10 protein-coding genes and 1 pseudogene are annotated in these 14,786 nt (G+C 43.3%); 2 read left to right on the forward strand and 9 right to left on the reverse strand.

Translation table 11 applies throughout. The annotated features are described in order from the left end of the window. Positions 1-39 precede the first annotated feature (39 nt). From F6J90_RS17335 to mutS, 4 genes are all read right to left on the reverse strand, one after another. Positions 40-1,137, reverse strand: coding sequence for a hypothetical protein (locus F6J90_RS17335; RefSeq protein ID WP_293095979.1), 1,098 nt, complete (start codon positions 1,135-1,137; stop codon positions 40-42). A 474-nt stretch (positions 1,138-1,611) separates the two neighbouring features. Then, positions 1,612-2,502: a glutamine amidotransferase gene (locus F6J90_RS17340; protein WP_293095981.1), complete on the reverse strand. Its 891-nt coding sequence runs from the start codon at positions 2,500-2,502 to the stop codon at positions 1,612-1,614. 129 nt (positions 2,503-2,631) lie between these two features. Then, positions 2,632-3,636, reverse strand: coding sequence for a diiron oxygenase (locus F6J90_RS17345; RefSeq protein ID WP_293095983.1), 1,005 nt, complete (start codon positions 3,634-3,636; stop codon positions 2,632-2,634). A gap of 1,505 nt (positions 3,637-5,141) precedes the next feature. Then, entirely contained in the window at positions 5,142-8,270 is a 3,129-nt protein-coding gene (gene mutS, locus F6J90_RS17350; protein ID WP_293095986.1) for a DNA mismatch repair protein MutS, read from the reverse strand. A 348-nt stretch (positions 8,271-8,618) separates the two neighbouring features. Between mutS and F6J90_RS17355 the strand changes: the two genes are divergently transcribed. Continuing rightward, on the forward strand, positions 8,619-8,879 hold the full coding sequence (locus F6J90_RS17355) for a MoaD/ThiS family protein (protein WP_009149283.1): 261 nt from the start codon (positions 8,619-8,621) through the stop codon (positions 8,877-8,879). A gap of 60 nt (positions 8,880-8,939) precedes the next feature. Here F6J90_RS17355 and F6J90_RS17360 read toward each other — a convergent pair whose 3' ends face one another. From F6J90_RS17360 to F6J90_RS17375, 4 genes are all read right to left on the reverse strand, one after another. Further along, positions 8,940-9,173 (reverse strand): hypothetical protein, encoded by a 234-nt coding sequence (locus F6J90_RS17360; protein WP_293095989.1) that lies wholly within the window; start codon positions 9,171-9,173, stop codon positions 8,940-8,942. 297 nt (positions 9,174-9,470) lie between these two features. After that, positions 9,471-10,787 (reverse strand): recombinase family protein, encoded by a 1,317-nt coding sequence (locus F6J90_RS17365; protein ID WP_293095991.1) that lies wholly within the window; start codon positions 10,785-10,787, stop codon positions 9,471-9,473. Positions 10,788-10,814: 27 nt separating this feature from the next. After that, positions 10,815-11,192: a VOC family protein gene (locus F6J90_RS17370; protein ID WP_293095994.1), complete on the reverse strand. Its 378-nt coding sequence runs from the start codon at positions 11,190-11,192 to the stop codon at positions 10,815-10,817. A gap of 17 nt (positions 11,193-11,209) precedes the next feature. After that, the gene (locus F6J90_RS17375) at positions 11,210-11,698 is read right to left on the reverse strand and encodes a hypothetical protein (protein ID WP_293095997.1); all 489 of its coding nucleotides are present in this window, start codon (positions 11,696-11,698) and stop codon (positions 11,210-11,212) included. A 276-nt stretch (positions 11,699-11,974) separates the two neighbouring features. Here F6J90_RS17375 and F6J90_RS43620 point away from each other — a divergent pair. Further along, positions 11,975-12,307: pseudogene (locus F6J90_RS43620) on the forward strand (pentapeptide repeat-containing protein); the annotation flags it as partial. A gap of 50 nt (positions 12,308-12,357) precedes the next feature. Here the strand turns inward: F6J90_RS43620 and F6J90_RS17380 are convergent. Next, complete coding sequence (locus F6J90_RS17380; protein ID WP_293096000.1) at positions 12,358-13,842, reverse strand: Ig-like domain-containing protein; 1,485 nt, start codon at positions 13,840-13,842, stop codon at positions 12,358-12,360. Between the last annotated feature and the right edge of the window lie 944 nt (positions 13,843-14,786).

Here is a 14,786-nt window from a genome sequence, read left to right on the forward strand (position 1 = left end):
CTGTACTTAATTCTATCAGAATTGCAGCCCTATAAGAAACTATGATCGTGGAAAATCTTCTATGTCAACGGATTCATAGTCTAATTCAGAGACTGTAAACTTATATCTTTTACCTCGTTCTAAACTCCTGGTTTTGATAGTACATTCTTTAGAGTTTTTACCATCACCTGTTCCTACAGAGCAAGATTTAAACTTTATGTTTAAAAAGTTATTGGTATAGATTCTATCGCTTCCTGATGACAATTTTTGTATCCTATTATTGATCCAATACTTTACCGAGTAGGGAGTCTGATTGGATATAAGTGTACCAACTTCAGGGGTATTTGGCTGGATAAAGCTTCGGATAACCCAGTCACTACCACATTTGTACTGAGTAAGAGTCCTGATATCAGCACACAAAGACATAGGAACTTCTGAGTTCATACAAACTGATTTCGTAATAGGATACGAATCTCTTTGTCTGACATCAACATTTCTTTTAATTACAGCAGTTAAAACTCCAGACTCAATTACACGATTGCGTTCTTTAATCTCGTACTCAAATGTATTCTCTCCGTTTAAAACATGAAAATATTTACTATGATGTTTTGTGCCAAAACTCATCCGTGTCCCTTCTGAAGATCTGCCCTCATAGTACTCTCTGTCGGTGAAAGGATATGGGTCACTAGCTACTCCTCTGGTAATATTTCTAACAATTACACGTCTTTTACGAGCTGGGGGAGTAGTACTGGAAGTAAACCGGGCTTCCCGAGAGGACCAGCTGTAACCTGGGCACTCACCTTTATACTTAGTTTCGTGAATTTCTACTTGATTGAGTTCTCGGCTACCTAAGAACTCCCATCCTATTTCAGGTCCAGGTTCTGTTTCCAAATCCTCTTCAATTTCTATTTCAGGTGCAGGTTTTATTTCCAAATCCTCTTCAATTCCGATTTCCGGTGCAGGTTTTATTTCCGAACCCTCTTCAATTCCTATTTCAGGTGCAGGTTGTGTTTCCGAATCCTCTTCAATTCCTATTTCAGGTGCAGATTGTGTTTCCGAACCCTCTTCAATGGGCAATTGTTTTAGTGGCGGAATCTGTGCTAGGGAGGGTGCTCTAAAAAACATCAAAATCAGACTAATGCTCAAAGCAGTGAGCAACAAAAATTTGCTAGTTGATGTAATTTTAGTAACTATTTTGTTCCTAAAATTATTGAATTTCAGCATAAGAACACATTACTTTAATCAAAGTATTTAAGTTTTCATCTCGGATCAGGAATTGATCGGTTTGGGGAGTAGGGCTATTGATTCTAAACAAGTCCTTGAGTGTATTAAGGTGAGAACCAACAAGAGGCTGAACCTGAGTCATAGGATCAAAGCCATGCTAATCAGAGAAATTGAGGCCAGAGTTTCGGTCAATGGCTCAAATCTTTAGCAGTGCAAGACTAGCAGGGCAGATCACGGGCGCAATCAGAGTCACGTACGGTTTTGTTGGCGTAGCCTTCCCGAAGGGTAGACGAGTCGGTGAGGCGACTCACCGGCTTAGTTTAATCCCCCTTTGGGGATCGCCAGCTCCGGCTTGAATCTCCAGAGCATGTTGCCACCTCCCCGGAGCCGTGCACCGAGCAATGGCAATCATTCTCCTCCGCCAGAATTCAAGGCAACACCTCGTAACCCTTTTTGTAGGATTTGATCGGATAGATGGGGAAATAAGTTATTACCTGTTGTCTCTTGCAAAAGTGCCTTTTTGATCGATCTTGGCATCTTAACCTTTACTTCGATTTCAATAAGATCCACTTCCTTCAATTGATTCTGGATAGCTTCTACTTGTTTGAGCCATGTTTGCCAAAACAAAGTAGCTTGAAACTCTAATTTTTTGGCAAACATAGCCGTGTCTTTGCGCAATTCGGCAACACTGAGATCGGGAGTTGAACTAATTTCGTAGGCGTGACCAACAAACCAATGCTCTAGTCCTGCAGCAGTTACTTCTGGGTGAAACTGTAAACCCAAAGCACATTCACCCCAGCTAAAGGCTTGGTTGTTGTACTTTGAACTAAAGGCTAGATGAGTAGCACCCTCAGGAAGGTCAAAAGTATCGCCATGCCAGTGCAGGACTGCAGTATGTTCTTTGGCTAAATAGTTCAAAGGTGACTTTTGACCTGCATAGCTAAGCTCTATGGGTGCCCAGCCAATTTCTTTTACACCACCGGGGTAAACCCTTGCCCCCAGTGCCCTTGCCATCAGTTGAGCCCCCAAGCATATACCTATGGTGGGTAAATTAGCTGCTAAACGCTGCTCCAGTATGTGAAGTTCATCTGTTAGAAAAGGATAATCCGATTCGTCGTAGGCTCCAATCGGCCCACCTAAAATTATTACCAAGTCTGGATAGAGAAAATCTATCCTATCTAGATAAACAGAAGCAGCCTTGATATAGGTGACATGATAACCCTGTTGATCGAGAGCCTGATGTAAACTGCCTAGATCTTCAAAGGGAACGTGTGTGATGGCGATCGCATTTTTAGTCATAACTTTTACTCAATTGATGGTATTTTGCTGGAATTTTATCAAACTGTAGTAGTTCCAGAGGAAAGTGTCAGAACCACATTCATCGTTGTTGGCTTAGTTCGATCTGAATTTCAGTCCTGACCTGCATCTTCAGTTAAGAAGATTTGCCTGGGCGAAGCTATCGAGCCCGCGCTGGGAGTCTAAAATGCCCAACTCTTCGGCGAGCTTAGTAACCCCGTTATAATCTATGCGCATCAGGTTAACCTCGTTGTCTCTTGCGCAATCACCAATCACCTCTTTAGTATGTGGAAAGCCGATCTGAGCCAACATTGCTTCCCATACACCAAGCTCGATATTGGCAAACCAGTTAACTGGCTTGGGCAGCATGTCCATGAAGAATTCCTTCTGTTCTTTAGTCAGTTTGCTGTAAACCAACTTAGCCAAATTCTTAAAGATAGGGCTATGAGCCATCTCGTCACGGCGATGCATATCAACTGTCAATCTGTTGAATGGCTGAATTGTGCTATCCTCTGCTAAAAGCTTGAGATAGTCACTGATGAAAACTTCGGAGACGATCGCCGTTACCAACTGAACGATAATTTTTTGCCAATCTTCCGACCAGCGGTCTTGTTCCTGACGCATCTTAATAACAAGATTAAAGTCCGGCAACCTCAGGGACTCTAAACCCCTTTGCTTCCGGGTAATGGAGCAAGCGTTGTTTACTAGTAACACGTGGAAAGCTTCATCCGTAAGTGTCTCGATCGCAATCTTCTGACTGATGTCATCTTCTGTTCCCGGTACATTTTTATAAATAATATCGGAACAGGCAGGGACAACTATTTTTAATTCGATGCCGATAGTTTTATCGTTGTAAGCCAGCCAGCCGCACGAGAGAATTTTATTCTGGACTTCCTCTGATGCTTCTAAGAAACGAGGATGGTTTTTAAATGGCAACAAATCCACGCGAAAGTCTTTCAAAGTTGGATCGAATTTCGCATCTGGCTCCTGCTTCTTCACTTGTGCTCGTTGAGGCCACTTATTGGAAATTTTCTGTAGGAAGGTGCGACAATGGGAGTTGTCATGAGAGTTGAAGTTTCTCTCTTTGAATGAAAGAGTATTTGTAGTCTGAAATTGACTATTGTTTCGGATTTTCATTTTTAACTCTCCAAATGTAAAAATTTAATGAAACTAATGTGTAAATGTCTTAAATCAGTTCAGAAGTCCTAATTTGTATGAGTTATAACCAGAAAAATTTGCTCTACCAAACCTAGTGTGTATAAAACCGCGCTTATTGCCGATTCGACGGGTTATTTAGAAACAATCATTCTCTCTCTTGATGCAGTCGCTCATGGGGGAAACCACGGCAGTTGCTCATGGGGGTTCCCCCCAAGACCGCACTGCCTCCCCAAGACCGCGCTGCATCGCTTAAAAACTAAAACTACCGCCGAATTAAGATTCTACTAATTGTTTTATCACCTTTTTATACAGCAAATTCGGTAGATCAGAAAAATTTTTCAAGAAATACTCATTATTAATAGGAGCAATTTTGCCATTAAGCTTCAGGGGTGACATGAGCCCTAAAAAGCTTACTATATAAGGCTTTGATGCCAATTATCTTAGGAAATATCAACTCCCAGAGCCTAGGAATGATTTTTGGGAAGCTCAAATCCTTATAAATACCTCCAATATCAGCCCAAAACAGCATGTATCTTTTTGTAAATGATTGGCTGAACTTATTACCCAGTAATGATTTTAGCTGGCATGTCACCCCCACAGGGAGTTATCTGTTGAATGCTGCTATCTTCTTTCTGGATTAATTCACTTATTGTACCTCCAATTAAAACCAGAAAAATCATGGGTATCCAAATGATACATGGGATCATTATTTGTCCTAAATAACCCCTAATAGCTAGCCCCATCATATGGTCGAATCCATAGTCGATATGCCAATTTTATTCTTCATCTTGATAGACGTCTTTAACTTTCATAAGTTTCCTTACTCATCCAAAAAAAACTAAAAACAACTACAAATTTTATAGCTCACATTCCGCAATTAAAACCCAAAAAAATTTGTTCAATGCAAGTGATATATAGTACTAACCATTAAGGTTAATACAACTTATAGCTAGATGTTATCAAGCTACAAATGCAACCTATAAATTGTAGTTTATGTAGATAGCAAAAACTTACAACTTACGAACTTTTTGTACGCAAAAATATGATTGCTACCCTTTAGTTTATCAAGGTTTATACCTATCCATATCTACAGGTGGCGTAGTATATAGTCACGGATCTACTCCCGAAATTGATTCGTTAACCTCTATTTACTCATCAGGGCTGGCTCAGAAATTTATGCAATCGGATTACAAACTTTTTGTACACAAAAATATGATTGCTACCCTTTAGTTTATCAAGGTTTATACCTATCCATATCTACAGGTGACGTAGTATATAGTCACGGATCTACTCCCGAAATTGATTCGTTAACCTCTATTTACTCATCAGGGCTGGCTCAGAAATTTATGCAATCGGATCTTTTTTGTTTAAGGGCAGTGGGCGGGAATGCCTTCGCGTAGCGGCTCCTAGGTCTCATCCCATCCGCGTTAACAGATCAGCTGTGTTAACTGTGTAGTTATTAATCAGCTCACAACCATGGTGGCTTAATCATCAAAAATATCCAACTGCTCGATGGTCACCTCTTGGTCTGTCACCTTTTGGCCAGTTGTGTTCCTAGCTGACAATTGTTTGCCAATCCCCTTGCGCAACCCCAGGGCAATTTTACTGTGCTTCTCAATTTGCTTCATCACCTGCTTCGCCCGCTTAATCACTGAGGTTGGTAAACCAGCTAAACGTCCTGCCTCAATCCCATAAGAACGGTTAGCTCCTCCTGGCTGTACCTGATGCAAAAAGATGATTTCATTCGCTAACTCTTTTACCGTCACCTGATAATTAGCTACATTGGGCAAAATTGAGGCTAACTCATTCAACTCATGATAATGGGTGGCAAAAATCGTCCGTGCCTTAATTTCCATGGCCAGATACTCCCCCACCGCCCAAGCGATGGAAAGACCATCAAAGGTTGCGGTTCCTCGACCAATCTCATCCAACAACACTAAAGACTTATCTGTAGCATGATTGAGAATATTCGCTGTCTCGTTCATTTCCACCATAAACGTAGACTGGCCTGTTGCTAAATCATCCACTGCACCGACTCTGGTAAAAATGCGATCGCAAATCCCCAAACTTGCTTCCGATGCTGGCACAAAACTTCCCACCTGTGCCATCAACTGAATCAATCCCACCTGACGCAAATAACAACTCTTCCCACTGGCGTTCGGTCCGGTCAAAATAATCAAATCAGGAATGTCCGTTTCGGTTGCAGGTTGGACGGTTGAAGGTTGGAGGGTTGAAGGTTGAAGGTTAGTGTCGGTTGCAGGTTGAAGGTTAGCAGGTTGAAGGTTAGCAGGTTGAAGGTTAGTGTCGGTTGCAGGTTGAAGGTTAGAAGGTTGAAGGTTAGAAGGTTGAAGGTTAGAAGGTTGAAGGTTAGCAGGTTGAAGGTTAGCAGGTTGAAGGTTAGCAGGTTGAAGGTTAGCAGGTTGTTCGTTATCGGGTTGCTCGTTAGAAGGTTGAAGGTTAGTGTCGGTTGCAGGTTGTTCGTTATCGGGTTGTTCGTTATCGGGTTGCTGGTTAGAAGGTTGCTCGTTAGAATTTTCAACGTTAAACTCGGAAGAACCTTGGCCTTTCGGCCACGCTTCGCGAACAACCTTCAACCTTCCAACCTTAAACTCCTCCTCAACCTTCAACTTGTTTTGACCTAAAGACGCGGAATTCGGGACAAACAAACCACTTGGCAAGGACTGCTCCACCACTGGATGCCGTCCATCTATAATCCGAATTTCCCGGCTTTGATCCATATCGGGACGACAATACCCCTGATAAACAGCGACCTCTGCTAATCCACACAACACATCCAATGCTGCTACCGCCCGAGACACACCCCGAATCCTGTCAGCTTCCAGTCCTACCTCATGGCGCAAGCCCACAAAAATTTCATACTCTAAACGATTCAAATCCTCCCGCGCTGTGAGAATCCGTGCTTCCCGTTCCTTCAGCTCTGGGGTTATGTAGCGCTCTTCATTAACCAAGGTCTGCTTCCGAATATAATCATCTGGTACCTGAGCTGTCTTAGCACGAGGTACACTAATGTAATATCCAAAAGTCTTATTAAACCCTACCTTCAGCTTGGGAATATCTGTCTTTTCCCGCTCCGTGACTTCCAAATTGGCAATCCACTGCTGATCCTCCTCGGCTTGAGCACGCATTTCATCCAACTGCTGGTTGACCTGAGGCCGAATTAATTTCCCCTCAGTCAGATGCAACGGTGGTGACTCTACCAGATGCTCCTGCAGTGTGTGCCCTAACTCTTCCAATTGTGGCGGTACATTCTGGATTACTTTCAGATAGGGAGAAGACCCATAAGCGGCTAGGTCAGCTAATTCCGGTAACCTCAACAGAGATTCCCCTAAGGCGACTAAATCTCTGGCATTAGCTCTACCAGAACTTGCTTTCCCTGTCAACCGCTCCAAGTCATAAATTTTCCGAAGCAGCTGCTGTATGTCCTGGCGCAGTTCCGTATTTTCCACTAACTCCTCAATCGTATCATGTCGCGCCCGGATTCCCTTAATCTCTAGTAATGGTTGCAGTAGCCAGCGCCGCAATGCTCTACCTCCCATGGCTGTACTGGTTCTATCTAGAGCCCAAAGCAGGGAACCATTAAAGGTGTTATCTCGGACAGTGGCGGTAATTTCCAGATTGCGACGAGTCTGGTGGTCGAGAATTAAATAATCAGCAATAGTATAGGTACGTAATATCTGTAACGCTACATAATTTTCTTTTTGGGTATCCTTCAGATATTCCAACAATCCACCAGCAGCACGGACACCAAGGGGCAGATGTTCACACCCTAACCCTTCTAGCGATCGCACTCTGAACTGTTCCAACAGTCGCTGTCGGGCTTCTGCCAAGGTAAAGTGTCGTTGGGGACGGAGTGCATAACAAAATGAATTAGGTAAACAATCCGGTAAACTCTCAGAGGTTTGACCAGGTCGTAGCATACTCCCCAAATCGGGAGCATTGGTGGGAATTAATACCTCAGAGGGCTGCAAGCGCATCAATTCCTGAACCAGCAGGTCTAACTCTCGGTCTTGAGTAGTCAGAAATTCCCCAGTGGAAATATCCGCATAGGCTAAACCCCAATGATTCTTAGCAATGACTACTGCTGCCAAGAAATTGTTACGACGAGCATGGAGCATCTCCTCTTCCATCAAGGTACCGGGGGTAAGGACACGGGTGACTTCCCGGCGCACCTGACGTCCTTCTTTGGCTGCCACTGAGGCATCTTCCACTTGGTCGCAAATTGCGATCGCATAGCCTTTTTCCACAAGCATGGTGCTGTAGCGGTCTAAAGCATGGTGAGGAACCCCTGTCATTGGCACCCGTCCCACTCCCTTACCTGCTTCTTTGCTGGTTAAGACCAGTTCCAGGGCTTCAGCAATTATCCTGGCATCCTGAAAGAAGGTTTCATAGAAGTCCCCAACTCGGTAGAGCAGCACAGCATGGGAATACTGGTCTTTTAGTTCAGCAAAATGCTGCATCATCGGTGTCAGCTTACTGCGGTCCACTGTCCGATGGTCAGTATTCTCAGGCGCAACTTTCCTTGCTGCTTCAGTTGCCCTTTTGGGAAGGTTATCGTTGGATTCGGGAGTAGATGCTTGAGGGGATCTGCTCATTGACTAAGCTAGAAATACCAATATTCTATCGTAATAGGTAAATCCAAGTCACCTTCGAGTTGTTAGATTCATTTCCACTATGGGTTTATTACTCGATTGCAATAGTTTTGTCAAGACTAGGGAGTTGATTACTCTAGTCAAAAATGTCACTTAAGTTTTAAAATACTCATGAATTAGGGTCAATACTGCTTTGGTCATGAGGGTGCATCTATATTATTGGATTTTCTTTGATCTTATTAGTCAAGTTTTTGGGCCTCAGTCTCGTCAGGGAGAAGATAACAAAACAGCATTTAACACAAAAAAATAGCCAATTCACAGCAATTAGGGAGCTTGATAACAACTTTATCTATGTCTGAACCATCAATCACTGTTACAGTCAAGCTTTTTGCTGCCTATCAAGAAACCTATGGCTTGCCAGAACTCCAGTTAGGATTTCCCCCTCAAACATCAGTATCAGCCGTGCTAGACCGTTTACTGAGTGAACACCCAGAGCTGGAGCAATGGCGTGAAGTGACCCGCTTTGGCATCAATCTCCAATTCGTTCCCCCCGATACCCCCTTGCAAGATGGGGATGAAGTGGTTCTGATTCCTCCTGTTAGCGGTGGCTAATCGATTATTGTGCCTGCAAGGCTTTTGCCTCTAAGGGTTATGTTTCTCAGAAAATCTTTCTCATAAAAATTGACTGATATGTAGCGTTGCTTCACCATGATCAGGAATCCAGGATACCCACTGGTCTTCTGAAACCTGGCACAGCAGTAGCGCTTGATCAAAGCTATAGGGATTAAGTAGCTCTAACAGACGTACCCAAGTCCCAGGTTGGAACGCATCTTGGGACTGATCTAAGTTGGGATTAGGGGAGCTGTTCCAAGTCGGGGTTTGGGTCTTTGGTTCTAAAAGTTTCATGATTTTCTGATCAAGGTAAAAAAATTCCCGTCTACCCTAGCTGAGACTGCTTCGAGCCAAAATCTTCCCAGACAATGGGTAAACTTTAACTATTTTCTGTATTTAATTTTACAAAAATTCCTGAGCAGGACTAGCTTAGTGAAAGCTAATGTAATTAATCTTTGGATAACTTTACAGGATGCCTCGCCAAAGGGCATTGCTTAAAGTAGGAGTAATTTTTCGGTGGCAAATGGCTGATAGCTGATAGCTGTTCGCGTAGCGTGCGCGTAGCGCATTAGCTGATAGCTGATAGCTTACCTAAAAAATAAACACAAGTTGCAGCTGCAATTCCTTTACCTGACGCAGGATTTCAATTTTTTGAATAAACTCCCGAAAGTAAAACCGACGCTCTGATTCTGATAAATCAATCCAGAATTGAGGAATGGATACTGTCTGAGCGATCGCTTTTAAATTCACTGGCGGCAAAGCAGCTAGCTGCTGCTGTAATTGGGAAATTTCTGTCCGTAGTTTGTATGCTCGTAAATCAGCAGTATCTTGATCAAGCACCCCACTAGACGTTAACAGAGGTAGCTGTTCTAAATTATCTTTTTTTTGAGTAATTTTACCCTTAAGAGATTCCTTAACCCCATCCAAGCTGGGAGAATTCATAGCAGCAACAGCACGGGGTAATTCCTGACAGATCAGTTGAATGGTCTGCTCCAAAACCTGTTCATAACTAATAGCACGACATTTGGGATGCTTAGGACAATTGATCGGACGTAGGTAGAGATATTGTTTGTTTTTACGATATTGAGTAACACTAACAACGGTCATCCCCGACTGGCATTCCTGACAAACCACCAACCCTGCCAAAGAACGGGGAGCACTGGCGGTACGAGGAGGTAATTGTCGGTTGCGCCTGAGCAATCGGTCAATCTGTGCGGCTTCTTCCCGATTTAAAATGGCGCTATGGGTATCGGAAATAACCTCACCATTTTTTTGATAGCCAAGGTCTCCCCGATAAACCGGATTTGTGAGCCAACGACGCCCGGTAGTCACGGAAATCCGTTTACCATATTTTTGCTCTAAATACCGTACTGCACCCCGCAAGGAACCATAAAGCAGAAACTGTTCAAAAAAATCCTTAACCACCGGTGCCGTACTGCGGTCAATTAGATAGCGGTCTTTGCCCCGCCGATAGCCATAGGGGGCTTTTCCTGGTGGGGGTAAGGCTTTGAGGCGATTACGAGCGTGCCCTTGCCGAAGGCGGCGGCTGTTGACTTCCTGCTGGATTTCGTGTATTAGTTTCAGTAAACTAGCGCGAATCCCAGTGTAGTTGGTAGCATCCGTTAGCTGAGCAGAATTGTAAGATTGCTCTGTGGCAATCAAGCAAACACCGAGGGTTTCAATTTGGGTAATGCGATCGCTAATTTCAGCCAAACACTCTCCCAGTTCCTCCAGACGACGAATTAGCAAGTAATCAGGGGGTTGAGCTTGGCAATCCGCAACTAACTGCTGCCACTGCTGACGTCCTCCCAAATCTAGATAGACCTGATCCACCTCCAAACCCCAAACTCCTGGGTCAGGCACCGGGTCAAGTAGGGGATTGCTGTACAGGTAGGCAATAGTTTTCATATATCCTCCCCATACCGACCTTAACCCCTAAGTGCTAATGTTACTAATCTCACTAATCTCAATAATATTACAATCTGGATCTTGGGTAAATAATGCCGCACGACCAGACGAGCTCAATTGAATCGGGTAACCATGAGCTTGTAGAGATTCCTTAGCTTCATCTAAATTTACTACGCTAAAGGCAATGTGGGGATTACGACCCCATTTTTCAGGATTTTTTAGCTCAACTTTAGCATTAGGATTAACCATCAAGTGAATTTGGAATTGACCAACTTGGTACCAAGCACCAGGAAATCTCAGCTCTCGATCAACTCTAGATAATCCCAAAATATTACCGTAAAAATGCTCTGCCTTTTCCAAATCAGAAACTAAAACAGCACCATGAAGACACTGATTAATTTCCATAGTCTTTTGATGTCAAGTTACAGGTTACAGGTTACAGGTTGAAGGTTGAAAGTTTTAAGGTTGAAGGTTGAAGGTTTTAAGGTTGAAGGTTGAAGGGTTGAAGGTTTAAGGTTGAAGGTTTTAAGGTTGAAGGTTTTAAGGTTTGAAGGTTGAAGGGTTGAAGGTTTGAAGGTTGTTTGGTTTGAAGGTTGAAGGGTTGAAGGTTTGGAGGTTGAAGGGTTTGAAGGTTGAAGGTTGAAGGGTTTGAAGGTTGAAGGTTTGAAGGTTGAAGGTTGAAGGTTTGAAGGTTGAAGGTTTGAAGGTTGAAGGTTTGAAGGTTGAAGGTTGAAGGTTGAAGGTTGAAGGTTGAAGGTTTGAAGGTTGAAGGTTGAAGGTTGAAGGTTGAAGGTTTGAAGGTTGAAGGTTGAAGGTTGAAGGTTTGAAGGTTGAAGGTTGAAGGTTTGAAGGTTGAAGGTTTGAAGGTTGTTTGGTTTGAAGGTTGTTTGGTTACAGGTTGAAGGTTTCAAGGTTTGAAGGTTGTTTGGTTATAGGTTACAGGTTACAGGTTACAGGTTGCTCGGTTATTTTACCAACCTTAACCCTTGGCCTTTCGGCCACGCTACGCGAACAACCAAACACCCTTCCCAAAAAACACCTTGTAAGCATTCAGCAGTCAGCAGTCAGCGGTCAGCTTATTTTATTCAAAAGCACCTCAAAGTGGCACAGGCTTCGACGCTGGCACTTTCCCCATAAACACCTCAATTAGTGTGGGCCTAGCGCATTAGCTGATACGCGACACGCTGATAGCTGAATGCTTACAACCCCTTCAACCAGCTAACCTTCAACCAACTAACCTTCAACCTGCTAACCTTCAACCAGCTAACTTTCAACCTGTTAACCTTCAACCAGCTAACCTTCAACCAGCTAACTTTCAACCAGCTAACTTTCAACCTGATAACCTTCAACTAGCTAACCTTCAACCAGTTAACCTTCAACCTGCTAACCTTCAACCAGTTAACCTTCAACCAACTAACCTTCAACCAACTAACCTTCAACCTGCTAACCTTCAACCAGCTAACCTTCAACTAGCTAATCTTCAACCAGCTAACCTTCAACCTGCTAACCTTCAACCAGCTAACCTTCAACCTACTAACCTTCAACCAGCTAACCTTCAACCTGTTAACCTTCAAGGTAGCCAACGAGCATTAAATCCAGTTAGGAGTGGTTCCGCTTCCAGCTTCACTGGAGTATCTGAAGATGTATCATCCACTAAAGGTAATAGCCACAGTCTAGCATTGGCAATTATTTGTCCTTCATCAGTGATCAAACCTTCCTCAGATGACTGTTCAGGGACTAGTTGATCAAAGAGTATACCTAAGTCATCTGGGGACAAACTCATATGAACTTCCTGTTGCTCCGGTAAAACTATCAAGCGCTTTAAGGTATACTCATTCTTGTCATTAGGTTTAAGGCTAATCGCTGCCAGGAAAGGTTCTTCTTTGAATTCTTCCCCAGCAATGAGTTGACTGAGCAGGCAATAGAGAATATGGTTTTGCGCCGAGAATTCACAACTATGGACAGAACCAGTAGTGCGCAGTATCTCTTGCTCAGAGCCCTGGTTTTTGACTAAAAATAGCGATCGCGTATAGTCAGTATTAAACTTCACCATCACTGCTGCTGAACCATCCTTAGCAAAGTTTATAACCATGCCAAACTTTGGTAAAAAGTCTAGGGGTTGAGCCCTTGGTGTTAAGGGTAAAATTGCCACTCCCTGACCTTGAGCCATCGCTATGGCGTTGCTGTCAGGAGTAATCAGAAAATCTCCTCCTGGTTCATGGTCTAATGGTCTCGGTCTAGCACCAGGTTGTATGATCCACAACCCAAATTCTGAAGGATTACTCCGACTGACCCGCTGCACCACAATCGTTTTACCATCAGCAGACAAATCAAACTTGAGATTCTGGTAGTGTTTGCTATCGAGAACCTGCTCAACTTTACCAGCAGAGTCTGACGATACGGTCCCTTGAGCTGGGGCACGAGTAGATATGCCCGTGGTCACAGTATATAATTTGGCGGAGAGCAAGTCCTGTTCTTGATTCTGACTCTGAACAGCAGAGAAAAGAATTCGGCTGCCATCAGGATAGAACTTAAAGTCCATAACCACCAAATCTGGAGGCGTCAAGATAGTTTTTTGTTGGCGAGTGAGATTATAGAAAATTAATCGCCCCTGTTCTTCTGCCTGAACACCCACATAGGCAAAGGCTCGGTCACGGGTACGGAAGGATGCCTTAAACGGTTCGATGGCAGTCTTATTGCCAGGCTTAGCGAATTGCTCTACTGCCCCAGTGAGCTGGAATTGATACTCGGTGCCATAGGGTAAAGGGAGCAGCGGAGTATAAGCCATTTTACGTCCAGCCCAGCTAATTTTGCCTGGGATGGGTGGAACTATCTTCAGATTAGCTTCCACACTAGTCTGATCCATAGGACGGCTGAAGGTTAGGATAAATGCTTTATCCTCCGCACCAACTTGTTTATCTTGCCACGTAAATTCCCGTACCCTGGGCGCAGTGCGATCGCCAGTCCACAGTAATATACCAATCAGTAGACTCAGTATAATTATGACTGCCCCAGCAGTACGGTCAATGGGTTGAAGAAAGGTTTGAATCTTCACGGTTTGAGCTGCTACTGATAGTTTAATCGGTTGAACTCTACTACCTCAGTCATTGATTTCTCTGAGGGGCTTTACCCCCAATTTTATTTACCAACCGTATCATAGATTTTTTGCCTAAGTCCTGACTAGATAATAAGTATAGCCAATCTGTAATTATAGCCAATCTGTCACCGCCTCAAGCCAATACCCCAGTATTTAGTCAGTCTAATCCTCACTAACAGGCGGATTGACCCAAAAAATCGGGTATAAGTTCAAAAATTGGTAATTTTCGACTTATAACATTTTCTAGTAAAAGTAGAAAAATGAAAGTGCGTTCGCGTAGCGTGGCCTACGGCCAATCGCTAATCTTATCAGAGGATTAAACTCTGATTAATTGCCAATTAAATAAAAAATTAAGGTAAGCATTCAGCGGTCAGCCGTCAGCCGTCAGCTTAAAAGAAACCTCAGCACCTCAATTAGCATGCCCATAGCCCATAAGCTGATAACTGATAGCTGATAGCTGATAGCTGATAGCTGAATGCTTACAAATTAAGTTCTTCTGACTCAAAGCTTCTGACTCGAAGCTCCTGACTCCTGCATAAAGTTTATTATGTCCAACTCAGGTTGGCAGGACATCGAATTAAATCCATCAGTAAAATTCCTCAACAGTTCTAGCCTATAGTTTCCAGAGCCAATCCCCTGAAATTTATACAGTTAAGACTTTATATAGCGGTTATAATAGTAATTATGGCTACAATTTTTTTTTACCTATTCCCTATTCCAAAGTTTACTACTCCCTACTTCCTGTTCCCTGTTCTCTGAGCCAAATTTACCTTTGCTATAACAATACAAATCCTCAAAGTCAGATAAGACAAATTGTCAACCTTTTTGGCTTTGTAATAAATCTTAAAAATTCCTGAAAAATCTACTAACACCAAGGGTTAGCTGGCTATACTAAGACCAGG

Origin of the sequence: Moorena sp. SIOASIH (genome assembly GCF_010671925.1) — a bacterium.
Taxonomy (GTDB): domain Bacteria; phylum Cyanobacteriota; class Cyanobacteriia; order Cyanobacteriales; family Coleofasciculaceae; genus Moorena.